Below are 22,833 nucleotides of genomic sequence, written 5' to 3'. Positions count from 1 at the left end.
GTCTCGCCCATCCGTACGAGCCGGAGGAGTGCAGTGGCAGCCAACGACCGGGCAGCAGCACCCGGAAAGTCCGGCGCGGGCTCCGGCACCGAAGCGCAGATCCGCGCCGCCCTGAGCGCGGTCGCGCCCGGCACCGCCCTCCGTGACGGACTGGAGCGCATCCTCCGCGGGAACACCGGCGGACTGATCGTCCTCGGTATGGACAAGTCCGTGGACGCCATGTGCACGGGCGGGTTCGTGCTGGACGTCGAGTTCACCGCGACCCGGCTGCGCGAGCTGTGCAAGCTGGACGGCGCGCTGATCCTCGACAAGGACATCACCAAGATCCTCCGCGCCGGGGTGCAGCTCGTCCCGGACGCGTCGATCCCCACCGAGGAGACCGGCACCCGGCACCGTACCGCCGACCGGGTCTCCAAGCAGTGCGGCTTCCCCGTCGTCTCCGTCTCCCAGTCGATGCGTCTGATCGCGCTCTACGTGGACGGCGAGCGGCGGGTGCTGGAGGAGTCGGCGGCGATCCTCTCCCGGGCCAACCAGGCCCTCGCCACCCTGGAGCGGTACAAGCTCCGTCTGGACGAGGTCGCGGGCACCCTCTCCGCCCTGGAGATCGAGGACCTGGTCACGGTCCGGGACGTCACGGCCGTGGCGCAGCGGCTGGAGATGGTCCGCCGGATCGCCACCGAGATCGCGGAGTACGTGGTCGAGCTGGGCACCGACGGACGGCTGCTGGCCCTTCAGCTCGACGAGCTGATCGCGGGAGTGGAGCCCGAGCGCGAGCTGGTCGTCCGGGACTATGTGCCGGAGCCCAGCTCCCCGAGGGCCGCGGCGGCCCGGGGCACCCAGCGGCCGCGTACGGTCGAGGACGCGCTGGCCGAGCTGGACGCCCTCACCCATCCCGAGCTGCTGGAACTGGCCAATGTGGCAAGGGCGCTGGGCTACACCAGCTCGCCCGAGACCCTGGACTCGGCGGTCTCGCCCCGCGGCTACCGGCTGCTGGCGAAGGTGCCGAGGCTGCCCGGGGCGATCATCGAGCGGCTGGTGGAGCACTTCGGCGGGCTGCAGAAGCTGCTCGCGGCCAGCGTGGACGACCTCCAGACGGTCGACGGCGTCGGCGAGGCGCGGGCCAGGAGCGTCCGGGAGGGCCTGTCGCGGCTCGCGGAGTCGTCCATTCTGGAGCGCTACGTCTGACGTCCGGGCAGCCGCCCGGCCCGCCGGGTGCCGCACCGGTACGCCCGTGCCGCGGCCCGGGGGCGGTGCCCCCGGGCGTGCCGCGGGCAGCCCGGGGTGTCAGTCCTTGGCCAGTACGAAGGACGCCGGGCCGACCGTCTCGCCCGGGAACTTCGCCTCCAGCAGATAGGTCCCGGCGCCGACCCGGTCCGTGGCCGCCGTCGTGCACGGTCCGGAGCTGCGGACGCGGTCCCATTCGTAGGTGTGGGTGATCGTCGTGCGCGCCGGGACCTTCAGCAGCACGCTGGCCTGGTCGCGGGGGCAGTCGTCGGACGACCACACCTCCTCGTCGTCCGCGTCCGTGACCGTCAGCACGGCGGACGAGCGGCCCAGGTCGACCTTGCAGTCCGTGCCGGAGGAGTTCACCGCGGTGAGCCGGAAGGCGGGCTTCTCACCGATGGCGTAGGTGAGCCGGGTGGGTGCCAGGCTCAACCCCAGGGCGTCCGCGGGGCAGTCGGGCAGGGCGGAGCCGGCCGGGACGCGCTCACCGGTCCGGCCGGGGCCGCCCGTACCGCCGGAGCCGGAGGTCTGTCCCGTACCGCCGTCCGCGCCGCCGGACCCGCCGGAGCCTTCCGTACCGCCGGAGCCCTCGCCGCCGGACGAGTCACCGCCCGCGCTGTCGCCGCCCGGGGCACCGGGCTGGTCCCGGCCGCCGGGCTGGCGGCTGATCGCCGGGCCGGACTGCTTGGGGCCCGGCGTGATCGAAGACGCGGGCGAGGAACTCTTGTTGGCCCCGTCGCTGCGGTCGCCGTCACCTCCGCCCGAGGTGAACACCCACACGGCGATCAGAAGGAGGACCGCGATCAGCGCGAGCGCCACCGCCCTCCGTCGCCAGTAGATGGAGGAGGGGAGCGGCCCGGTTGGATTGCGCAGAGTTCCCACGGGTCAAACTCTACGAGAGGACGCGCCCAACTCCCGTCCCACCCGCCGCACTCGTCCGAAGTTCTGCCGATCATCATCCCGGAGACGGCTCCGGACCGGCCACCGTCCGCGGGGCGGCAGGACGAGGCGGCAGGACCGGGTGCGGTACGGGACGGCGGTACGGGCGGCGTACGGCACGGCGGTACGGCGGTACGGCGGTACGGGACGGCGGTACGGCACGGCGGTACGGGAGCGGCACCCTACTTTCGTCGGGGGCGGCCGTTGCCGATCGGCCCGGGACCCGCGGACGGCCGCTCGATACGGTCCCCGTCATGGACAGTTCCCTCACCCGCGGTCTCTACCGCGATATCACCGACTTCGCCCATGACGCCCCCTCCTGGCTCCAGCACGCCGCCGAGGTGTGGACCGAGGCCGGACTGCTGGTCTTCGCGGTGCTCTTCACCGTCGCCTGGTGGCGGGAGCGCACGGGCTCCGCCCGGGCCGTCGCCGTGGCCGTCCTGGCGCCGCTCGCCACGGCCGCCGGATATGTCGTCAGCGAATCCCTGAAGTCCCTCTTCGACGAGGAACGCCCCTGCCGCACGGTGACGGAGGCGGCCCCGTCGCTGGTGACCTGCCCGCCCACCGGCGACTGGTCCTTCCCCAGCAACCATGCCTCGATAGCCGGAGCCGCGGCCGTCGCGCTGGTCCTGGCGTGGCCGCGGATCGCGGCGCTCGTGGTGCCGATGGCACTGCTGATGGCGTTCTCCCGGGTCTATGTCGGCGTCCACTACCCGCACGACGTGGCGGTCGGGCTGGTCCTGGGCGGGATCGTCGCCTTCCTCTTCGTCCGGCTGCTGACCCGGCCCGCGACGGGCCTGCTGACGGGGCTGCGGACGAGCCGGACCGGAGTGGTCGCCTGGTTCGCCGGACCGGGCCCCGCGGGCGGGGACCGGGGCACCGGAGCCGCGGCGGCCGGGCGGCGGAGCCGGCGCCGCTGACCGCCGCGCCGGGGCGCGGGCGGGCCGGCGCCGGCCCGGGGCGCGTGGACCACTTGGTCCAAGGCGCTCCGCCACACGGCCGGACCCCCTGCGCCGCTTAGCCGACGGTCCGGGGCAGTTGCCGTGACCACCCCCGGGGACGTGTCAGGATCGAAGGGCCATGACTGACACGACGACTGCCCCCGCCCCCGCCGCCGGGTCCGCCGGCGAGCCCTCCGCCTCCGACGCCGCGTCCCTCCACAGCCCCGTGATCGCGTGGTTCGACGAGCACGCCCGCGATCTGCCCTGGCGCCGCCCCGAGGCGGGCGCATGGGGTGTGATGGTCTCCGAGTTCATGCTCCAGCAGACCCCCGTCAGCCGGGTGCTTCCCGTGTACGAGCAGTGGCTGGCCCGCTGGCCCCGGCCCGCCGATCTGGCCGCCGAGCCCGCGGGCGAGGCCGTCCGCGCCTGGGGCCGGCTCGGCTATCCGCGCCGGGCGCTGCGGCTGCACGGAGCGGCGCAGGCGATAGCGGAGCGGCACGGCGGCGACGTACCGAGCGACCATGCCCAGCTGCTGGCGCTGCCCGGTATCGGCGAGTACACGGCGGCGGCGGTGGCCTCCTTCGCGTACGGCCAGCGGCACGCCGTCCTCGACACCAACGTCCGGCGCGTCTTCGCCCGGGCGTCGGCCGGGATCCAGTACCCGCCGACGGCGACCACCGCCGCGGAACGGAAGCTGGCCCGCGCACTGCTCCCGGACGACGAGGCGACCGCGGCCCGCTGGGCGGCGGCCTCCATGGAGCTGGGCGCGCTGGTCTGCACCGCGCGCAACGAGGACTGCGGACGCTGCCCGATCGCCGCGCAGTGCGCCTGGCGGCTGGCCGGGAAGCCCGCGCACCAGGGCGCGGCCCGGCGGGGGCAGACCTACGCCGGGACGGACCGTCAGGTGCGGGGCAAGCTGCTGGCGGTGTTGCGGGCCTCGCGCGAGCCGGTGCCGCAGTCGGCGCTGGACACGGTCTGGCACGAGCCGGTGCAGCGGGCCAGGGCCCTGGACGGGCTGGTCTCGGACGGATTGGTCGAGCCGCTGGACGGCGGTCTGTACCGGCTGCCGGGCTGATCCCGGCCCGTCACACCGGTCCCGTATTCATCCCGTTTCACCCGGACCCGCATCCGTAACAAAGCCTGTTTTCCCTGTTCAGAGCCGTAACACCGGTCCGCGGCCCCGGTCCGCCGACCGCCTTTCCCCCGTCTGCCACCCCCTCAAACCCGGGCTGTTACACAACCGATGGGCGGCCGTGCGTCCGCCGTGGGGTGCAGCGCACAGTGCCGTGACAACCGCTCCGTAGTTTCTGTGGCGTAAGGACCGGAGAACAGCAGCGGGGAGCGCGGGGGCGCACCTGATCCGCGGCGGCCGGTCGACGGATCGGGTCGGGACACACGGGGTGGAGGCGGTCGGAATGACGGCGCAGGGCGAGGTGCTCGGTTTCGAGGAGTACGTACGCACACGGCAGGAGGCGCTGCTGCGCAGTGCCCGCCGCCTGGTCCCGGACCCGGTCGATGCCCAGGACCTGTTGCAGACCGCGCTGGTGCGGACGTACGGCCGCTGGGACGGCATCGCGGACAAGTCGCTGGCCGACGCCTATCTGCGCCGGGTGATGATCAACACCCGGACCGAGTGGTGGCGGGCCCGGAAGCTCGACGAGGTGCCCACGGAGCAGCTGCCGGACGCTTCGGTCGACGACGGCTCGGAGCAGCGCGCGGACCGCGCCCTGCTGCTGGACGCGCTGAAGGTGCTGGCGCCGAAGCAGCGCAGTGTGGTCGTCCTGCGGCACTGGGAGCAGATGAGCACCGAGGAGACCGCCGCCGCGCTGGGCATGTCGACCGGTACGGTGAAGAGCACTCTGCACCGGGCGCTCGCCCGGCTCCGTCAGGAGCTGGAGAGCCGGGCCGCGGAGTGCCGGGATCTGCAGATCGGGGAACGGTCGCTGCGTTCGGTGCGGACCGGCAGCGGCGGCGGGGACGGCCGGGAGCGCCCGGCGGTCCGCGGGACCGTGGCAGGCGGCCGGGCCGAGGACGAGCGGCGGGTGCCGCGGCAGGGGCGGCGGCCGGTGATCCGGCCGGGACGGCAGCAGGACGGACGGGGGCAGGAGCGTTGCGCGGCCTGACACAGGGACGCAGCAGGAACCGGCGGACGGCGAGCGGAGCGGCAGTGGCCGCGCTCGCCGTCCTCGGCGTGTTCACGGCCGGGTGTTCGGCGGGCGGTACGGGGCTGCGGGACAACGGGCCGGCGGCCGGCGAGACCGCGAAGAACCCGGGTCCGACTTCGCCGGTCAGCCCGGCCCCGGGGGCCAAGCTGAAGACCCCGGACGCGGTGGAGCTGCTGCGCAGGGACCCCGGGATCGACCAGCGGATCAAGAAGGACCTCAAACCCTGTGCCGAGGGCGCGTATCCGGTGGACATGGCGCTCGGCCATCTCACCGGCGGCTCCGTGCCCGACATCGTCGTGAACGTCACGAGCTGCGCCGACGGGGTGGCCGTCGGCTCCTTCGTCTACCGGCTCAACGGCTCGGCGTACCAGAACGTGTTCGCGACGGTGGAGCCCGCCGTCTACTCGTCGATCGACCGGGACGACCTGGTGGTCACCAAGCAGGTCTACGAGACGGCCGATCCGATCGCCACGCCGACGGCCGAGGAGGTGACGACGTACCGCTGGTCCGCCACCTCCGGGAGCGTCTCCGGCCGGTTCGTGCAGACGCACTGGTCGCGGACCCAGTACGGCGGTATGCCCTCGGCCGCCGGAGAGACCTTCGTGGTGCCGGGCAAGCAGTCGGCGCCGCCGCCGGCCCGGTCCCATCCGGGGTTCGTGGTGGGGACGGGCGGTACGGAGTCCGAGGAGCCGTCCAGGACGGTTGTCCTGCCCGGGGCGGAGGGCCCGTGACCACGATCCCGCCCGCCGCGGTCCCGACGACTGCGGCACCGACCGCCGCGAGGGCGCCGAGCGCACCGGCCGCGGCCCCGGTTACCGCGATGCCTCCCGCCGCAGTCCCGCCCGCCGCGAGCGCACCGGCCGCGGCCACCGTCCAGGCCCCGAGTTCGAACCGAGAGAAGAGCTGAGAGACCCGATGGCCGAGACCCATGTCCTGTTCGTCGAGGACGACGACGTCATCCGGGAAGCCACCCAGATCGCCCTGGAACGGCAGGGCTTCACGGTCACCGCGATGCCCGACGGGCTGCTGGGGCTGGAGGCCTTCCGCGCGGACCGGCCGGATATCGCGCTGCTCGACGTGATGGTTCCCGGGCTGGACGGCGTCAGTCTCTGCCGCCGCATCCGGGACGAGTCGACCGTGCCGGTCATCATGCTGTCCGCGCGGGCGGACAGCATCGACGTGGTCCTCGGGCTGGAGGCCGGGGCGGACGACTATGTCACCAAGCCGTTCGACGGCGCGGTGCTGGTCGCCCGGATCCGGGCCGTACTCCGCCGCTTCGGCCATGCGGGCGGCGGCGACGGCGCCGCGGCGGGCGACGGCCCCGGCGGGCCGGGACCGGTGCTGACCTTCGGCGACCTGGTGGTCGACACGGAGGGCATGGAGGTCCGCAAGGACGGTGCCACGGTGGCGCTGACGCCGACCGAGATGCGGCTGCTGCTGGAGTTCTCCTCGTCGCCGGGGACCGTGCTCTCCCGCGAGAAGCTGCTGGAGCGGGTCTGGGACTACGGCTGGGACGGGGACACCCGGGTCGTGGACGTCCATGTCCAGCGGCTGCGGGCCAAGATCGGGCAGGACCGGATCGAGACGGTCCGCGGGTTCGGCTACAAGCTCAAGGCATGAAGCGACCGCCGAGAGAGCGGGGCGGGCCCGCCGCCGTACCCGCCGAGCCCACCGGACCCGCACCGGCCGCCGGTACGGAATCCCGTGCCGGGCGGGCCGGAGACTCCCGCCCCGCCGGCGTCGCGGGGCGGCTCCGGGCCGTCCTCGGCCGCCGGGCCGCGACCGCCGGGGTGCCGGAGCCCCGCCGTACCCCCGCGGCGGCGGACTCCCCGGTCGCCCGGCCGCCGCTGTTCCGGCGGCCCGTGATCCGTACCGGTATCCGTTGGAAGATCAGCATCGCGATCGCCGCGGTGGGCGCGCTGATCGCGGTCACCCTGAGTCTGGTGGTGCACAACGCGGCCCGGGTGTCGATGCTCGACAACACCCGGGACGTCCAGATGGACCGGGTGCTGCTGGCGCAGCGGTGGTACGAGGCGTCCAAGAGCAAGGAACCGCGGTTCGGCGCCAAGCTCAACGACCGGGAGCTGCCCCGGGAGCTGCGGCGGCTGACCGCGCAGCACCGGCAGGGGACGTATGTCGTGGACAACGGCGACGGGCCGCCGGAGGTCTGGGCCGCCGTCCCGCTGTCCGACGGCAATGTGCTCTCCCTGCGGATCCAGTTCACCGGGCGTACGGCGACCGTCCTCAGCGATCTCAACCGGGCGCTGATCATCGGCTCGGTGTCGGTGGTCTTCGGCGGCTGTGCGCTCGGGGTGCTGGTCGGCGGGCAGATCTCGCGCCGGCTCCGCAAGGCGGCCGCGGCTGCGGCGACGGTGGCCGCGGGCCAGACGGAGGTCCGGGTCCGGGATGCCATCGGCGGAGTCGTACGGGACGAGACCGACGATCTGGCGCGGGCCGTGGACGCGCTGACGGACGCGCTGCACGAGCGGATCGAGGCCGAGCGGCGGGTGACCGCCGATATCGCGCACGAGCTGCGGACCCCGGTGACCGGGCTGCTGACGGCGGCCGAGCTGCTGCCGCCGGGGCGGCCGTCGGAGCTGGTCCGGGACCGGGCGCAGGCGCTGCGGACCCTGGTGGAGGACGTGCTGGAGGTGGCGCGGCTCGACGGCGCTTCCGAGCGGGCGGAGCTCCAGGACATCGCCCTCGGGGAGTTCGTCAGCCGCCGGGTGGCCCTGCTCAATCCGGATGTCCGGGTTCTGGTGGTCCACGAGTCGTGGGTGGCGACGGATCCGCGGCGGCTGGAGCGGATCCTGCTGAACCTGCTGACGAACGCCGTGAAGTACGGGGCGGCGCCGGTGGAGGTCACGGTGGAGGGCCGGGTGGTCCGGGTACGGGACCACGGGCCCGGTTTCCCGGAGGCGCTGCTGCGGGAGGGCCCGAGCCGGTTCCGTACCGGGGCGAGCGACCGGGCGGGCACCGGTCACGGGCTGGGGCTGACGATCGCGGCGGGGCAGGCGCGGGTGCTGGGGGCCCGGCTGACCTTCCGCAACGCCGGGCCGGGCGGACCGGCGCCCCGGGCCGCGGGCGCTTCGGGGGCTTCGGGGGCTTCGGGGGCTTCGGGGGCTTCGGGGGCTTCGGCGAAGGATGCCGGGCGGGACCCGGCGGGGACTCCGGCGGATCCCGCGGGCTCCGCGGGCGCGGCGGGCGCGGTGAAGGGCCTCGCGGAGGCGGGCGGCGCGATCGCCGTGCTGTGGCTGCCCGAACACGCTCCGACGAGCACGGGCAGCTTCCCGATGCTGCCGGAGGACGAGCTGCGGGCCCTGGAGCGCTGACCGGCCGCGGGCGCACGGCGCCCGGGTGGCCGCGGGTGCCCACGAGCGCCCGGGTGGCCGTGGAGCCGGAGCCCGGGGCTCACGGGACTCCGGGGCTCACGGGACTCCGGGGCTCACGGGGCTTCCCGGGTGCCCGCGAGCGCCGTGGAAACGCCACGACCCCGAGGCGGCGGGGAAGCCGTCCTCGGGGTCGTGGCACAACGGGGGCGCAGGCCGTCACGGCCGGTGCGCGGTCGCGTACTCCCTGATCAGAGGGAGACGCCGACGGAACGCAGGAAGCTGACCGGGTCGACGGAGCTGCCGTAGTTCGGGGTCGTACGGATCTCCATGTGCAGGTGCGGACCGCTGGAGTTGCCGGTGTTGCCGGACTTGGCGATCAGCTGACCGGCCTTGACGGTCTGGCCCGCGGAGACGTTCACCGTGGAGAGGTGGGCGTACTGCGAGTACATGCCGTTGTTGTGCTTGACGACGACGGCGTTGCCGTAGGCGGGACCGTCACCGGCGCCGTTCGGGCCGGCCTTCACGACGGTACCGGCGCCGATGGAGACGACCGGGGTGCCGGTCGGGACGGCGAAGTCCTGGCCGGAGTGGTTGCTGGCCCACATGTTGCCGGCCTTGCCGTACGTCGCGCTCAGCGAGTACGAGGCGAGCGGCTTCACCCAGGACGGGGCGGCGGCCTGCGGGGCGGCGGGCTTGGGCGCGGCCTGCGGAGCCGCCTTGGGGGCGGACTGCGGGACGGCCTTGACCGGCGCGGCGGGCTTGGCGGCCGCGGGCGCCTTCTCGGCGGCCTTGACCGGGGCGGTGGACGGGGAGCCGGTGGCCTCTACGGCAAACGCGGCGCCCGTTCCGAGCACGGCGGTTGCTCCCAGGCCTGCAACCAGGATCCCGGCGCGGGTACGGAGAAACGCCGGGCGGGGAAGACGGGAAGTGACGCGCGTCATAAGAGAAATGCCTCCGGGCAGAAAGTGACCCGACGCGGAATTGCGCCGGGATGCGGTGTTGCCATCCCTTGGTAACCGACCCCGGCACTTCACCTCAAACCCCCCAACTACGACATTCCGTCGTAGCGGCGGCGGAGTGATTCAACCCATTGACACCTTTCGATCATTTCGTTCATGCATGATCGAAAAGCCGGAAATTTCCCCTGCGAATTGGGGTTTAAGCCCTTGTACCTCCGGTGCTTCCGGCGCTCCGCCACCCCTCCGGGCCGGGCCCCGCCGCCCCCGGCCCGCCGACCGGCCCCTGCCCGGCCCCCGCCCCGGTCCCGCACCGCCCCGGGCGCCCCCGGCCCCCTCGGGCCCCGCTCCTAAAGCGGCTAGTAGGCCCGGAACGGCCTGTGTGCCTTGTCACCGATTCGACGGCGGCATTGTGGCCCGCACCACTAATGTCGGAGGGGGAAACGGGGGCGAAAACGGGGGTGGAAAGCGTGCGGAACGGCCCTTCCATGCGAGTCGTCGCCGTCTTCGGCAGCCGGCAGGGCAGCGGCGTGCTCCTCACCCCCAGACACGTGCTGACCTGCGCACATGTCCTCCAGGGCGTCCAGGGCGGGCCGAGCGTGCTGCATCTGACCAGCACCCGCTCCTTCCCCTGCGACGTGGTCAAGGTCTGGCCCGGCCGGGATGCCGTCCTGCTGCGCGCGACCGAGGACATCGTCTCCGCCGACCGCCTGGGGCTCCTCCGTATCGCCGCCCTGACCAGGGACGATCCCCTGCACGGCATCCAGACCACCGGCTTCCCCGGCCATCAGCGCTACGGCGGCAACAAGCTCGACTTCGGCCAGTACACGGGCACCGTCCTGCCCGCCGCCGGACAGGCCCGCGGCGCCCTCACCCTCTGGCTCGACCACACCCCGGGCCCCCCGCTGCCCGACGGCCGCTCCCCCCTCGCCGGGCTCTCCGGCGCCCCCGTCCTCGCCGGCCCCGTCCTCCTCGGCATCGTCGCCGGGGTCAGCGGCGCCCATGGCCAGCAGCTCGAAGCCGTCCCCATCGACGCCCTGGCGAACTGGGCCTTCGGCGGTCTCCCGGTCACCCCCCGGCTGGAGCGGATGTCCGGCTTCGACCCCGCCGACGCCCCCTTCGAGGAGCGGTACGCGGACGCGGTGAAAGCCCAGTACGCCAAGACGGAGGTCTTCGGCATCGACGAGCTGGGCGTCAGCGAATCCAACTGGGACCTGGACACCGCCTACCTCAGCCTGGAGGCGACCGGCCGCGACGAGGAGACCCGCCGCAGTCCCCGGAAGCTGCTGGACGAACTGCGGGAGGCGATCGCCGACGAACCGGACGCCCGCCCCCGGCTCGACCCCGAGCGGCGGCTCACCCGGGCGGACCTCACCACCGCGGCCAAGCTCCGGGTCTTCCCCGGCCCCGACCTCGACGACCGGCCCCGCCGGGTGGAGCAGTTACTCGGCCGCAGCAACCGCATCCTGCTCCGCGGCGAGGCCGGGGCCGGCAAGACCACCCTGGTCTGGTGGCTGGCCGCACACGCCGCCTGCGGCACCCTCCCCGATCCCCTGGCGGAGCTGAACGGCCTGATCCCGCTGGTCGTCCCGATGCGCAGCATCCGGGCCCACGGCACCGGTTTCCCCGCCCCCGACGACCTCGGCCACATCGCCGGCCTGGCCGTCGGCCGCGCCCCCGACGGCTGGGCGGAACGCATCCTCGCGTCCGGCCGCGGCCTCCTCCTCGTCGACGGCCTCGACGAACTCCCCCAGGCCGACCGCGACCGGGCCCGCACCTGGCTGACCCGGCTCCTCACCCGCCACCCCGACACCCGCTGTCTGGCCACCGTCCGCCCCGGCGCCGTCGAAAAGGACTGGCTCACCGGCGAGGGCTTCACCGATCTGCTGCTCCTGCCGATGAGCGACGACGACATCACCGCCTTCGTCACCGCCTGGCACCGCGCCGCCCAGCTCGAATACGCCGGACTCGACCACGCCCGCGCCGCCGCCGAGGCCGGGCGCCTGGACGAGCTGCGGCAACGGCTCGTCCGCGAGTTCACCGGCAACCGGGTGCTGCGCGATCTCGCCCGTACCCCCCTGCTCTGCGCCGTGATCTGCGCGCTCCACCGCAAACGCCGCGGCCGGCTCCCCCACACCCGCTGGGACCTCTACCGCGCCACCCTCGACATGCTGCTCGGCAAACGCGACCGCGAACGCGGCATCGACGCCCCCGAGGGGCTCACCATCGGCGTCGACGAGCACAAGCTGCTGCTCCAGCACATCGCCGTCTGGCTGGTGCGCTGCGGCCAGACCCAGTTCACCCCCGAGGAGGCCGTCCAGCGCATCGACCAGGCCACGGGCTTTATGCCCCAGGTGCGGGAGCAGGCCGACGCCCGCGGGATCCTGGTCCATCTGATCAACCGCAGCGGGCTCCTCCAGCAGCGCACCGGCGACTCCATCCAGTTCATCCACCGCACCTTCCAGGACTATCTGGCCGCGAAGGAGCTGGCCGAGACCAACAGCATCGGCGAACTCGTCGCCCGCGCCCGCGACGAGCTCTGGCGCGATGTCGTCCTGCTCGCCGTCGGCCATCTCGAACGCCGGGGCGCGCGGCTGGTCCACGGACTCATCGACAGCGCCCCCGAACTCCCCGCGGCCCGGGCCCGCGCCCTGCTGATCCTGGCCGGCCAGTGCGCCGCCAACGCCGTCTTCCTGGACGCCGAGACCCGGGCCCGGGCCGAACAGGCGGTACGGAGCGTGATGCCGCCCGGGAACGACGCCGAATCCCATCTCCTCGCCGAACTCGGCGACTACGTCCTCCCGCTGCTGCCCGGCCCCACCGGTGACCCGGCCCTCGACGAGATGGTCGTCAGCGTCTACGCGCGGGTCGGCGACGAGTCCGCGATCCCCCGGCTGCGCGAATTCACCGGGGTCGGCGACCACCGGACCCGTAACGCCCTCGCGCTCGCCTGGCGCAGCTTCCCGGCCCGGCGGTACGCCGACGAGGTGCTGTCCCGGATCGCGCTGGACGACGTGGACGTCCCCGTACCGACACCGGAACACCTCGCCCTGCTCACCAGCCTCGGGCCGGTGACCTCCGTGATGGTCTACGGCGACCATACGTCGCGGGACCTGGACGCCGCCCTGCCGGCGACCGGGCTGCTCGGCGCCTCGTTCATCGGCAACTCCGCGCTCACCGATCTCCGGGTGATCGCCGAACGGCGGTCCGTCGTCCACCTGGCCCTGCGCGACTGCCCCGCACTCACCTCGCTGAGCACCCTGGGGACCCACCGCTTCGTCTCGTTCACCGCCGACGCCCAGATACTGAGCCTCTACGGACCCCGGCCCACGGTCGAACACCTCCATGTCGTCGACGACAAGGAGCTGCCGTACCGCGCCCTGGAACTCTGGGCACCCGAGGGCCTGCTGCTGAGCGCTCCGGCCCGGCTCTCCTCACTGCTCACCACGACCAACCGGGTCCCCACCCTGCGCTCCCTGCGGCTGGACTTCCGGGTGGAGCTGGACAGCGCCGCCGTACTCTCGACCAGGATCAGAAGCCTGGTCCTCTTCAACACCCCACCGGCTCCCGACACCGAGACCATCGCCCGCGCCTTCCCGAAGCTGAGGGCCCTTCAGTTCACCCCGCCGACCGGAACCCAGCCCTACGAGATCGACCTCACCCCGCTGCACGGCGCCTCCCCGCGCCTGCGCATCGACATCTACTGCACGGACCTCGCCCAGCTCCGGCTGACCGGCCATGAACACTTCGGCAGTCGGCTGGCCTTCCCCCTGATCAGCCGCAACTCCCCGGGAAAGGTGACCCCATGACCACCGCCGACGCCGTCTCCCCCCTGATCGACCTGGCCGACGCCGTCGACGCCGTCCGCACCCAGCTGCTCACCGCGGCCGGGCGCGGCGAAGGCTCCGCCCTCCAGTTCCAGGTGGGCGACATCGAGCTGGAGTTCACCGTCGAACTGCGCCGCGACACCACCGCCGGGGGCCGGGTGAAGGCCTGGGTGGTGGACGCGGGCGCCGACCACACCCGCGGCTCCACCAGCACCCACCGGGTGGCCCTCACCCTGAAACCGCAGAACCCGCAGACCGGCGGCGCCTGGCTGGTCGGCAACGACGACCTCGGCGACACCAGCGACTTCGGCCGCTCCGGCCCCGGACCGGACCTGCCGTGACCGACGCCGGACCCGGCCCAGGTCCCGGTCCCGGCCGGGAGGCACTGGTGGTGCAGGTCCGGGGCGAGGGTCTGGGCACCGGGGTGCGGATCTCCCCGCATCTCGTCCTGACCAGCGCCCGTATCGTCGGCCAACGGACGGCGGCCGGGGTCACCGGCCCGCGGGGCAACGCCGGGCCGGACCTGCCGGTGCTCTGGTCGGACTCCGCGCTGGACGCGGCCGTCCTGCTCGCCGGGGACGGCCGGCTCGGCTTCCAGCCCCGGTTCGGCGCCCTCGCCCCCGGCCCTCCCGTCACGGGCCGGATCACCGGCTGCCACACGATGCCGACCCGGGACCGGGACCGGGACCGGCTCGACATCCGCAGCTACACCGGCACGCTCCGCTCGGTCGCCGACCCGGGCACACTGCTCTTCGACTTCGAGACCCGCCCGCCCCTCGAACCCCTCCGGCTCGGCGCCCTCGGCGGCCTGCTCGGCGCCCCCGTCTTCGCCGGGGGCACCCTCGTCGGCCTGGTCCAGTGGCTCGCCAACCACGAAGGCCGGATCCGCGCCCACTGCCTCCCCCTCCGGCGACTGGCCGAGCACCCGGGGCTCCGCGCACTGGCCCCCTGGCTGGACCCGTCCCGGAACCTGATCGTCCCCCGGGAGTCCGCGGACGACCGGTACGAACGGGAGTACGCCGAAGCCCTCGCCGACACCTACCGCCGTACCCGGGTCCTCGGTATCGACGGCCTCCCGGCGGTTCCGTCGCAATGGGACCTCGACACCGCCTATCTGGACCTGGAGGGTGTCGTCGAGGATCCCTCGGCGGGCCCCTCGGTCAGATTCCTGGTCGAATCGCTGCTCACCGACCGCCCCCGGATCCTGCTGCGCGGCGAGCCGGGCTCCGGAAAGACCACCCTGCTCACCCGGCTCGCGGTCCGCACTGCCACCGGAGCGTCCCCCTACGGCACCGGCCCCCTGGTGCCCTTCCTCCTCCCGCTGCGGGCCCTGCGCGCCCCGGGCGCGGACTTCCCCGGTCCCGGTGATCCGCTGCCGCTGCCGCCGGAGTTCCCCCGGCCCCCCGAGGGCTGGGCGCTGCGCGTCCTGTCGGAGGGCCGGGCCCTGCTCCTGGCCGACGGCGTGGACGAACTGCCGGAGGCCGACCGGGAAGCGGCCCGCCGGTGGCTCACCGGACTCCTCGGGCACTTCCCGGGGAACCGCTGTGTCACCACCGTCCGGCCGCATGCCGTCGCCACCGGCTGGCTGGCCGCCGAAGGCTTCGCCGAGGTACGGCTCCTCCCGATGGGCACTTTCGACCTGGAGATGTTCGTCTCCGCCTGGCACCGGGCCACCGAGGCCGACACGGGCCACGACGGCGACGGTCTCCCGCTGGAACAGCGTCTGCTCCGATGGCTCGGCCGGGACCGCTCCCTCCGGGACTTCGCCCGGACCCCGCTGCTCTGCACCCTCGTCTGCGCCCTCCACACCCAGTACGACGGCCGCCTCCCCCACGGCCCCTGGACGCTGTACCGGGAGGCACTGGAGCTGCTGCTGGGCGAACGCGACGCCCGCCGGGCGGTCGGCCGGTCCGGGGAGCCCGAAGGCATCCGGATGTCGGCGGGCGAATGCTTCCAGGTCCTCCAGCGCATCGCCGCCTGGCAGGTGCGGTCCGGCTGGAGCGAGATCTCCCGGGCCCGGGCGATCGCCCAGATCGACCGGCTGCTCTCCCGGATGCCGGAGCTGAACGCCCGGGGCACCGCCGAGCAGGTCCTCCGGCACCTCCTGCACCGCAGCGGCGTCCTGGTGGAGGCGGCCGACGGCTCCCTCCGCTTCGTCCACCGACCGCTCCAGGAATTCCTCGCGGCGAAGGCGCTCGTCGAGGAGGACGCGGTGGACGAGCTGATCGCCCATGCCCCCGACGAGGAGTGGTCCGGAGTCGTCCTGCTCGCGGGCGGGCACTGCGGCCCGCAGGCGCTGGCCCGGCTGATCAGGGGACTGCTCCTGATCGGTTCGGCCGTCCCCGACGAGGACGAGCGGACAAGGCTGTACGTCCTGGCGGGGCGCTGCGCCGAGAACGCGCGGCTGGCCCCCGAGGTCCGCGGGGCCCTGGACAAAGCCGTCCGCACCCTCCTGCCGCCGCGCGACCACGGGACGGCCGAGTCCCTGGCGGCCCTCGGCAGTGATGTCCTCCGGCTGCTGCCGCCCGCCGACCTGATCCCGCCGGAGGCCCGGAAGCCCACCACCCATCTGATCCGCCTGGTCACCGGCCCCGGCCCCTGAGCGGGCTCCCCTGAGGGGGCCGCAGAAGAAAGACCGCGTGAAAAAACCGTGGCCCCGGCCCGTACGGAGTCCGTACGGGCCGGGGCCACGGCCGTCACCGCCTCGGCGGTGTCACCGTGCGGGGGGCTGTCCCCGCGGCGGTGTTACGCGTCCTTCGACAGGTTCGGTCCGGCGCCGCCGGCCGCCTGCTCGATCGGGGGCACATCGGGGAGCGCGGCCTTCTCCTCGCCGCGGAAGACGAACTTCTTCTCCTCGCCCTCGCCCTCGGTGTCGACGACCACAATGTGACCGGGCCGCAGCTCGCCGAAGAGGATCTTCTCCGAGAGGATGTCCTCGATCTCGCGCTGGATGGTCCGGCGCAGCGGCCGGGCGCCCAGCACGGGGTCGTAGCCCCGCTTGGCGAGGAGCGACTTGGCCGTGGAGCTGAGCTCCAGACCCATATCGCGGTCCTTCAGCCGCTCGTCCACCTTGGCGATCATGAGGTCGACGATCTGGATGATGTCGTCCTCGGACAGCTGGTGGAAGACGACGGTGTCGTCGACGCGGTTCAGGAACTCGGGGCGGAAGTGCTGCTTCAGCTCCTCGTTGACCTTTGCCTTCATCCGCTCGTAGCCGGTCTTGACGTCACCCTGGGCGGCGAAGCCGAGGTTGAATCCCTTGGAGATGTCCCGGGTCCCGAGGTTGGTCGTCATGATGATGACCGTGTTCTTGAAGTCCACGACCCGGCCCTGGGAGTCGGTCAGGCGGCCGTCCTCCAGGATCTGCAGAAGGGAATTGAAGATATCGGGGTGGGCCTTCTCGACCTCGTCGAAGAGGACGACGGAGAACGGCTTGCGGCGCACCTTCTCGGTGAGCTGGCCGCCCTCCTCGTAGCCCACATATCCGGGCGGGGAGCCGAAGAGGCGGGAAACCGTGTGCTTCTCGCTGAACTCCGACATGTCGAGGGAGATCAGCGCGTCCTCGTCACCGAAGAGGAATTCGGCGAGCGTCTTGGACAGCTCGGTCTTACCGACACCGGACGGCCCGGCGAAGATGAACGAGCCGCCGGGGCGCTTCGGGTCCTTCAGACCGGCACGGGTCCGGCGAATGGCCTGGGAGAGCGCCTTGATGGCGTCCTTCTGCCCGATGACGCGCTTGTGGAGCTCGTCCTCCATACGGAGCAGACGGGAGGACTCCTCCTCGGTCAGCTTGAAGACCGGAATACCGGTCGCCGTGGCCAGGACTTCGGCGATCAGCTCACCGTCGACCTCGGCGACGACGTCCATGTCGCCGGCCTTCCATTCCTTCTCCCGCTTGGCCTTCGCCGCCAGCAGCTGCTTCTCCTTGTCGCGGAGGGAAGCCGCCTTCTCGAAGTCCTGGGAGTCGATGGCCGACTCCTTGTCGCGGCGGACGCCCGCGATCTTCTCGTCGAACTCGCGGAGGTCCGGCGGCGCGGTCATCCGGCGGATGCGCATCCGGGAACCGGCCTCGTCGATCAGGTCGATCGCCTTGTCCGGCAGGAAGCGGTCCGAGATGTACCGGTCGGCCAGGGTCGCGGCCTGGACCAGCGCCTCGTCGGTGATGGAGACCCGGTGGTGCGCCTCGTAGCGGTCGCGGAGGCCCTTGAGGATCTCGATGGTGTGCGGCAGCGACGGCTCGGCGACCTGGATCGGCTGGAAGCGGCGCTCCAGCGCGGCGTCCTTCTCCAGGTGCTTGCGGTACTCGTCGAGCGTCGTGGCACCGATGGTCTGGAGCTCACCACGGGCCAGCATCGGCTTGAGGATGGAGGCGGCGTCGATCGCGCCCTCGGCGGCACCCGCGCCGACGAGCGTGTGCAGCTCGTCGATGAACAGGATGATGTCGCCGCGGGTGCGGATCTCCTTGAGGACCTTCTTCAGACGCTCCTCGAAGTCACCGCGGTACCGGGAGCCGGCGACCAGCGCGCCCAGGTCGAGGGTGTAGAGGTGCTTGTCCTTGAGGGTCTCGGGCACCTCGCCCTTGACGATGGCCTGCGCCAGGCCCTCGACGACGGCGGTCTTGCCGACGCCGGGCTCGCCGATGAGCACGGGGTTGTTCTTGGTGCGGCGGGACAGCACCTGCATGACCCGCTCGATCTCCTTCTCGCGCCCGATGACCGGGTCGAGCTTGGACTCGCGGGCGGCCTGGGTGAGATTGCGGCCGAACTGGTCCAGGACGAGGGACGTCGAAGGCGTGCCCTCGGCGGGGCCGCCGGCGGTGGCGGCCTCCTTGCCCGAGTACCCGGAGAGCAGTTGGATGACCTGCTGCCGGACCCGGTTCAGATCGGCGCCCAGCTTCACCAGGACCTGGGCGGCGACGCCCTCGCCCTCGCGGATCAGGCCGAGCAGGATGTGCTCGGTGCCGATGTAGTTGTGCCCGAGCTGGAGGGCCTCGCGGAGCGACAGCTCCAGGACCTTCTTGGCACGGGGGGTGAAGGGGATGTGGCCGGACGGGGCCTGCTGGCCCTGGCCGATGATCTCCTCAACCTGCTGGCGGACCGCCTCGAGCGAAATCCCGAGGCTCTCCAGGGCCTTAGCGGCGACACCCTCACCCTCGTGGATCAGGCCCAGGAGGATGTGCTCGGTGCCGATGTAGTTGTGGTTGAGCATCCGGGCTTCTTCCTGAGCCAGGACGACAACCCGCCGCGCGCGGTCGGTGAACCTCTCGAACATCGTTAATCGCTCCTCAGAGCGGTCAGGCAGTAAGGGGTCGGTCCCCTCCCTGTCCTTCCGCAGCTTAGTCCCGCAAGCGGGGACCGCTCATTCCAACTGCCGACACCCGTCTGTGGCCTCCTGACCCCTGAACGCCGACACCTGCTCCAACCCGATGGTGCGAGACGATGTTCCCGCAGGCCAGGCAGTTACTCTCACCATCTGTACGCCGATGGCGAACGCACGGCCTCCGTGCGAGCGTGTCGCCCCTCCTCACTAGGAATGTCTTACCCGTAAGCACTGACACTCCATGCGGCGCGCCCCGGTTCCCTCAGCTACGGGCGAACAAGACCGGGGGGCCGAACGCCCGTGATCGCCCGCGACTCGGGCACGGAACGCGGCCGGTCCGGCACTCTGCGTAACTCGCGGGCGGCTCCGGAAGTTCCCGGGACATGAGCGCAGCGCCGCCCGTACCGACTCCGCCGCCGTCTCCACCGCCCCGGGTGCCCCCGGTGCCCCTGCGGCCGCTTCCGCCGCGGGGCGCCCTTCCGGCGCCGCGCAGGCCCCTCGGGCGCCCGGACCGCTCCGGACCCGCCGGAGCCGATGTGGCGCACTGGTACGAGACCCGGCTCGGCTGGCGGACCGCCGCGGGCGCCGGGCCCGGTGCGCCGGCTCAGCTGCTCACGGGGCTGGACTTCGACGTACTGGAACTGCCCGCCGCCGCGGGCGCGGCCGTACTGCGGCGGGCGGCCGCGGGTGTACGGACCGGGCCGGTCGCCCTGCACGGGGACCTGATGCGCCTGCTCGTCGCCGCCGGGGCGGCCGAGGAGGTGCCGGGCCTGCTGGCCTGGCTGGAGTGGGGCGGGGTCGCCCTGGACCTGACCGCCGTGGGGGCGGGGGGCCGGATGGCCGCCCCCCTGCCGCCCCGCTGGACGGGCTCCCGGGGGGCCGCCGTATGGCTGCGGCCCCCCGCGCCGGGGCGCGAGCCGGAGTCGGAGCTGCCCGGCCTGCCGGGCAGCGGAGCGGACGGGCACCCCGGACGTCTGCGGGGGCCCGATCTCGTGAGACTCCTGGACACGGTGGCGACGGAATGCCACCGGGCCCGATTGCTGCGGACGAATACCCGTACCGGACCGCCCACCGGAACCGGATACGTGTACGAATACGCAGCCTGCGAATACGCGGCCGATTAGAGGGCGCTGCCGCCCGCCGATCGGCCCCGGCCGGCCGTTGTCAGCCGTTGGCCTTCTCGTACGCCTCGCGGACCGTGGCGGGGACGCGGCCGCGGTCGTTGACCTCGTAACCGTTCGCCTTGGCCCAGGCACGGACTTCCGCGGTGTTCTTGTTGTCGCTCGCGGCCCGGCCCTTGCTGCGGCCCGTGGACGCGCGGCCACCGGTACGCCGGCCGTTCTTGGCGTACGGCTCCAGCAGCGAGCGGAGCTTGTCCGCATTGGCGGTGGTGAGGTCGATCTCGTATGTCTTGCCGTCCAGCGCGAACGTCACGGTCTCGTCCGCCTCGCCGCCGTCGAGGTCATCGACAAGAAGGACCTGAACCTTCTGTGCCACCGGATTTCCTTTCATCGAAAATGCAGTACGCGGAAAGGAAACCGCTTTTCTCTGGAAAACTCAAACCCTTGGGACAGGTTCAGATCCCGGAGAGGGCGGGAAACGTACGCGATTCGGACATAGGGATCGCCCCGGGTGATGCCGGAGTGATGCCCGGCGGGGTCACGCGGACGGGTGATCAGAGCTGGAGAAGCATGCGGCTGTTGCCGAGGGTGTTCGGCTTCACGCGTTCGAGTCCGAGGAACTCGGCCACGCCCTCGTCATAGGAACGCAGCAGCTCGGTGTAGACATCTCCGTCGACCGGCGTCTCACCGATCTCGACGAAGCCGTGCTTGCCGAAGAAGTCGACTTCGAAGGTGAGGCAGAAAACCCGCCGGACACCGAGCCAGCGCGCGGTGTGCAACAGCTTGTCGAGCAGCAGATGGCCGATGCCGGATCCCTTGTGGAGCGGGTCGACGGCGAGAGTGCGCACTTCCGCGAGGTCTTCCCACATGACGTGGAGCGCGCCGCAGCCGACGACGACGGCGTCCGTGTCCCGTTCCGCCACCCAGAACTCCTGGATGTCTTCGTAAAGAGTGACAGTCGCTTTGTCGAGCAGGATGCCCGCGGACACGAAGGGGTCGAGGAGCCTGCGGACCGCCGGCACATCGCCCGTCCGGGCGCGGCGGACGGTGATGGCATTTGCTGCGGGATTCGACATGGGCCGACGCTATCGCCCCGGGGGTTCACCCTCGTCGGCAGCCTCTCCGCGGTCGGCGCCGGTCTCTCCCGGGGCTTGTTCCGGCGCCTCTCGCGGCGCACCTTCCGGGGCTTGTTCCGGACTCTCTTCCGGGGCTTGTTCCGGACTCTCTTCCGGCGCCTCTTCCCGCGCCCCTTCCCGCGTCTCTTCCGAGGGCTGCTCCGGCGCTTCCCGCGCGGCCGGTTCCGGAGTCACTTCCGGGGTCTCTTCCGGAGTCCCTTCCGCGGCCTCTCCGGGGGCTTCCGGTACGGCTGGTTCCGGCGCCTCTTCCGGGGTCGGGGCGGGTTCGGTCTGGACCATCCGGACTGCGGCCTGGAGGGCTTCCCGCTGCTCGGGCGACATCATCCCGAAGAAGGCGACGAGGGCGGCCGCGGGGTTGTCGCTCTGGGCCCATGCCTCGTTCATCAGAGCGGCCGAGTAGGCGGCCCGGGTGGAGACCGCGGTATATCGATAGGCGCGGCCTTCGACTTCCCGCCGGACCCAGCCCTTCTGATGGAGATTGTCCATCACGGTCATGACCGTCGTGTAGGCGATGGAACGGTCCTGTTGAAGGTCTTCCAGTACTTCCCGGACGGTGACCGGCCGGTTCCATTGCCAGACGCGTGTCATCACCGCGTCTTCGAGCTCTCCCAATTGACGGGGCACATTGCCACCATAGCGGTAAAACTGCGGATAGCTATGGATAACTCAACATATTCCGCAATAGTGGAACAAAAAGGACGCGCCACGGGCCGCAGTGGCCTGTCGCACGTCCTGATGTCCGTCCGCTCGGGAAGCCCGCGGCTCCGGGCGGGGTGCGCCCGGAAGAACGGGGTGCCCCCGGAGGAGCGGGGTCAGTCGCTCTTGGCTCCGGCGGCGTCGCCCGCGGAGTCCCGGCCGCCCGCCTCGGCGCGCGCGAGCGCCGCGTCCACGAACGCGTCTTCCTTGGTCTTGTTCGGGCCGCCCTGGCTCTTGACGATCGTGACGATCAGGATCGTGAAGAAGGTGGCCATCACCACGGGAGGCACGAGCGCCGATACGTAGTCCATGGATTCAGGGTAGCCAAGGGCCGTTGCGCGGCGCCGCCGGGGGCCCGGGGCGGCCCCGGCGGCGCGGAACGACCCCTCGGGCAGCTCAGGCCGTGGCCAGCTGTCCGGGCGGGGGCACGGGACGGCGGCGCGGCGGGAACACCTCGGACGGCTTGGGCACCGGCCGTTCGCCGGGCGGCGGGGCGGCCGGCTCGGGCGAGGGCTTCGGGGCCGGCCGGGGCTTGGGGCGCGGCGCGGGCTTCTCCTCCGCCCCGTCGCCACCGCCCTGGTCCCCGCCCCGGCCCTCGTCGGCGGCGGCGACGGGGACGGGGACGGGGGTAGGAACAGGAGCGGGGGTGGGGGCGGGGACCCGTACCACCGCGGCCCCGGTCCGGCCGCCGGGCAGGGCGAGCAGCCGGGTACGGGGGCCGGGAGCCGTGACCCGCCGTCCGGCGAGCCGGGCCCGTACGGAGCGCTCGGCCAGCACCTGGCACCGCTCCAGCACGGCTTCGGCGGCGATATGCCCGCGGAGCCCGCGCAGGGCGGCCAGATCCTCCGGGCCGGGGTCGTATCCGGCGGCCAGCGCGTCCTGGAGCAGCTCCAGATACCCGGCGGCGGCACCGGGCAGCGCGGAGCGGTACCGGCCGAGGTCGGCGAGCAGGAACGCGCGGAGCCGCCCGGCCTCCAGCGCCGCCTCGTCGACGGAGTCCGCGAGCCGCAGACAGTCCTGGACGTCCTCGTCGGCGAGGGGGACGGGATGCAGGGCGACGGCGAGGGCGCGTCGGAGCACACGCAGCTCGTCTGCGCTGAAGGCCATACCGCCGCGGGATCCGTAAGGCGTGGGCATGGCCTGACGATACGGGCACTTTTCGGCAATATCGGGCTAT

At 72.7% G+C, this 22,833-nt stretch carries 19 protein-coding genes; 11 read left to right on the top strand and 8 right to left on the bottom strand.

From position 1 onward, the window contains the following. Positions 1-33: 33 nt before the first annotated feature. Positions 34-1,185, top strand: a complete 1,152-nt coding sequence (gene disA, locus ACWDR0_RS22735) for a DNA integrity scanning diadenylate cyclase DisA (protein WP_456353564.1) — start codon at positions 34-36, stop codon at positions 1,183-1,185. Positions 1,186-1,284: 99 nt separating this feature from the next. On the opposite strand, the gene ACWDR0_RS22730 is transcribed toward disA, so the two are convergent. Further along, complete coding sequence (locus tag ACWDR0_RS22730; protein WP_456353563.1) at positions 1,285-2,106, bottom strand: hypothetical protein; 822 nt, start codon at positions 2,104-2,106, stop codon at positions 1,285-1,287. A 311-nt stretch (positions 2,107-2,417) separates the two neighbouring features. Here ACWDR0_RS22730 and ACWDR0_RS22725 point away from each other — a divergent pair, with 311 nt between their 5' ends. The 6 genes from ACWDR0_RS22725 to cseC all read left to right on the top strand — a co-directional run bounded on the left by ACWDR0_RS22725 (position 2,418) and on the right by cseC (position 8,601). Further along, entirely contained in the window at positions 2,418-3,083 is a 666-nt protein-coding gene (locus tag ACWDR0_RS22725; RefSeq protein ID WP_456353562.1) for a phosphatase PAP2 family protein, read from the top strand. 160 nt (positions 3,084-3,243) lie between these two features. Next, positions 3,244-4,179: an A/G-specific adenine glycosylase gene (locus ACWDR0_RS22720; protein WP_456353561.1), complete on the top strand. Its 936-nt coding sequence runs from the start codon at positions 3,244-3,246 to the stop codon at positions 4,177-4,179. Positions 4,180-4,519: 340 nt separating this feature from the next. After that, positions 4,520-5,227 (top strand): SigE family RNA polymerase sigma factor, encoded by a 708-nt coding sequence (locus ACWDR0_RS22715; protein WP_456353560.1) that lies wholly within the window; start codon positions 4,520-4,522, stop codon positions 5,225-5,227. A 44-nt stretch (positions 5,228-5,271) separates the two neighbouring features. Continuing rightward, positions 5,272-6,000 carry a hypothetical protein gene (locus tag ACWDR0_RS22710; RefSeq protein WP_456353559.1) on the top strand — a complete coding sequence of 243 codons (729 nt, stop codon included), beginning with the start codon at positions 5,272-5,274 and terminating at the stop codon, positions 5,998-6,000. Between the two features lie 184 nt (positions 6,001-6,184). Then, complete coding sequence (cseB, locus tag ACWDR0_RS22705; RefSeq protein WP_456353558.1) at positions 6,185-6,889, top strand: two-component system response regulator CseB; 705 nt, start codon at positions 6,185-6,187, stop codon at positions 6,887-6,889. After that, the gene (gene cseC / locus ACWDR0_RS22700; RefSeq protein ID WP_456353557.1) at positions 6,886-8,601 is read left to right on the top strand and encodes a two-component system sensor histidine kinase CseC; all 1,716 of its coding nucleotides are present in this window, start codon (positions 6,886-6,888) and stop codon (positions 8,599-8,601) included. The genes cseB and cseC overlap by 4 nt, the downstream gene beginning before the upstream one ends. A 248-nt stretch (positions 8,602-8,849) precedes the next feature. Here cseC and ACWDR0_RS22695 read toward each other — a convergent pair whose 3' ends face one another. Beyond that, positions 8,850-9,542 carry a M23 family metallopeptidase gene (locus tag ACWDR0_RS22695; protein WP_456353556.1) on the bottom strand — a complete coding sequence of 231 codons (693 nt, stop codon included), beginning with the start codon at positions 9,540-9,542 and terminating at the stop codon, positions 8,850-8,852. Positions 9,543-10,045: 503 nt separating this feature from the next. On the opposite strand from ACWDR0_RS22695, the gene ACWDR0_RS22690 reads away from it, so the two are divergent. Genes ACWDR0_RS22690 through ACWDR0_RS22680 form a run of 3 tightly spaced genes read left to right on the top strand, consistent with a single transcriptional unit; the run spans position 10,046 to position 15,986 of the window. Further along, positions 10,046-13,366, top strand: coding sequence for an NACHT domain-containing protein (locus ACWDR0_RS22690; protein ID WP_456353555.1), 3,321 nt, complete (start codon positions 10,046-10,048; stop codon positions 13,364-13,366). Beyond that, complete coding sequence (locus ACWDR0_RS22685) at positions 13,363-13,725, top strand: trypco2 family protein (protein WP_456353554.1); 363 nt, start codon at positions 13,363-13,365, stop codon at positions 13,723-13,725. Before ACWDR0_RS22690 ends, ACWDR0_RS22685 begins: the two co-directional genes overlap by 4 nt. Then, positions 13,722-15,986 (top strand): NACHT domain-containing protein, encoded by a 2,265-nt coding sequence (locus ACWDR0_RS22680; protein WP_456353553.1) that lies wholly within the window; start codon positions 13,722-13,724, stop codon positions 15,984-15,986. Before ACWDR0_RS22685 ends, ACWDR0_RS22680 begins: the two co-directional genes overlap by 4 nt. Before the next feature lie 143 nt (positions 15,987-16,129). Here the strand turns inward: ACWDR0_RS22680 and ACWDR0_RS22675 are convergent, their stop codons facing one another. After that, entirely contained in the window at positions 16,130-18,655 is a 2,526-nt protein-coding gene (locus ACWDR0_RS22675) for an ATP-dependent Clp protease ATP-binding subunit (protein WP_456353552.1), read from the bottom strand. Between the two features lie 431 nt (positions 18,656-19,086). Here ACWDR0_RS22675 and ACWDR0_RS22670 point away from each other — a divergent pair, with 431 nt between their 5' ends. Beyond that, a complete protein-coding gene (locus tag ACWDR0_RS22670; RefSeq protein ID WP_456353551.1) occupies positions 19,087-19,827 on the top strand; it encodes an SCO3374 family protein in 741 nt (246 codons plus the stop codon). 40 nt (positions 19,828-19,867) lie between these two features. Here ACWDR0_RS22670 and ACWDR0_RS22665 read toward each other — a convergent pair whose 3' ends face one another. The 5 genes from ACWDR0_RS22665 to ACWDR0_RS22645 form a co-directional block, all read right to left on the bottom strand. After that, on the bottom strand, positions 19,868-20,200 hold the full coding sequence (locus ACWDR0_RS22665; protein ID WP_456353550.1) for a histone-like nucleoid-structuring protein Lsr2: 333 nt from the start codon (positions 20,198-20,200) through the stop codon (positions 19,868-19,870). A 178-nt stretch (positions 20,201-20,378) separates the two neighbouring features. After that, complete coding sequence (locus ACWDR0_RS22660) at positions 20,379-20,900, bottom strand: amino-acid N-acetyltransferase (protein ID WP_456353549.1); 522 nt, start codon at positions 20,898-20,900, stop codon at positions 20,379-20,381. A 9-nt stretch (positions 20,901-20,909) separates the two neighbouring features. Beyond that, positions 20,910-21,584, bottom strand: a complete 675-nt coding sequence (locus ACWDR0_RS22655; RefSeq protein ID WP_456353548.1) for a BlaI/MecI/CopY family transcriptional regulator — start codon at positions 21,582-21,584, stop codon at positions 20,910-20,912. Positions 21,585-21,772: 188 nt separating this feature from the next. Continuing rightward, positions 21,773-21,967 (bottom strand): hypothetical protein, encoded by a 195-nt coding sequence (locus tag ACWDR0_RS22650; RefSeq protein ID WP_456353547.1) that lies wholly within the window; start codon positions 21,965-21,967, stop codon positions 21,773-21,775. Positions 21,968-22,052: 85 nt separating this feature from the next. After that, a complete protein-coding gene (locus ACWDR0_RS22645; protein WP_456353579.1) occupies positions 22,053-22,763 on the bottom strand; it encodes a hypothetical protein in 711 nt (236 codons plus the stop codon). Positions 22,764-22,833 lie beyond the last annotated feature (70 nt).

The sequence above is a fragment of the Streptomyces sp. NPDC003691 genome, assembly GCF_053981115.1.
Note: the sequence above shows the minus strand (reverse complement) of the source record. Positions and strands in the feature narration are given on the sequence as shown.

What these genes read in the sequence shown, in the direction of transcription:
- ACWDR0_RS22725 (WP_456353562.1), top strand. Translation starts at nt 2,418, where the DNA reads ATGGACAGTTCCCTCACCCGCGGTCTCTACCGCGATATCACCGACTTC.
- ACWDR0_RS22720 (WP_456353561.1), top strand. Translation starts at nt 3,244, where the DNA reads ATGACTGACACGACGACTGCCCCCGCCCCCGCCGCCGGGTCCGCCGGC.
- ACWDR0_RS22715 (WP_456353560.1), top strand. Translation starts at nt 4,520, where the DNA reads ATGACGGCGCAGGGCGAGGTGCTCGGTTTCGAGGAGTACGTACGCACA.
- cseB (WP_456353558.1), top strand. Translation starts at nt 6,185, where the DNA reads ATGGCCGAGACCCATGTCCTGTTCGTCGAGGACGACGACGTCATCCGG.
- cseC (WP_456353557.1), top strand. Translation starts at nt 6,886, where the DNA reads ATGAAGCGACCGCCGAGAGAGCGGGGCGGGCCCGCCGCCGTACCCGCC.
- ACWDR0_RS22695 (WP_456353556.1), bottom strand. Translation starts at nt 9,542, where the DNA reads ATGACGCGCGTCACTTCCCGTCTTCCCCGCCCGGCGTTTCTCCGTACC.
- ACWDR0_RS22690 (WP_456353555.1), top strand. Translation starts at nt 10,046, where the DNA reads ATGCGAGTCGTCGCCGTCTTCGGCAGCCGGCAGGGCAGCGGCGTGCTC.
- ACWDR0_RS22685 (WP_456353554.1), top strand. Translation starts at nt 13,363, where the DNA reads ATGACCACCGCCGACGCCGTCTCCCCCCTGATCGACCTGGCCGACGCC.
- ACWDR0_RS22675 (WP_456353552.1), bottom strand. Translation starts at nt 18,655, where the DNA reads ATGTTCGAGAGGTTCACCGACCGCGCGCGGCGGGTTGTCGTCCTGGCT.
- ACWDR0_RS22670 (WP_456353551.1), top strand. Translation starts at nt 19,087, where the DNA reads ATGAGCGCAGCGCCGCCCGTACCGACTCCGCCGCCGTCTCCACCGCCC.
- ACWDR0_RS22660 (WP_456353549.1), bottom strand. Translation starts at nt 20,900, where the DNA reads ATGTCGAATCCCGCAGCAAATGCCATCACCGTCCGCCGCGCCCGGACG.
- ACWDR0_RS22650 (WP_456353547.1), bottom strand. Translation starts at nt 21,967, where the DNA reads ATGGACTACGTATCGGCGCTCGTGCCTCCCGTGGTGATGGCCACCTTC.
- ACWDR0_RS22645 (WP_456353579.1), bottom strand. Translation starts at nt 22,763, where the DNA reads ATGGCCTTCAGCGCAGACGAGCTGCGTGTGCTCCGACGCGCCCTCGCC.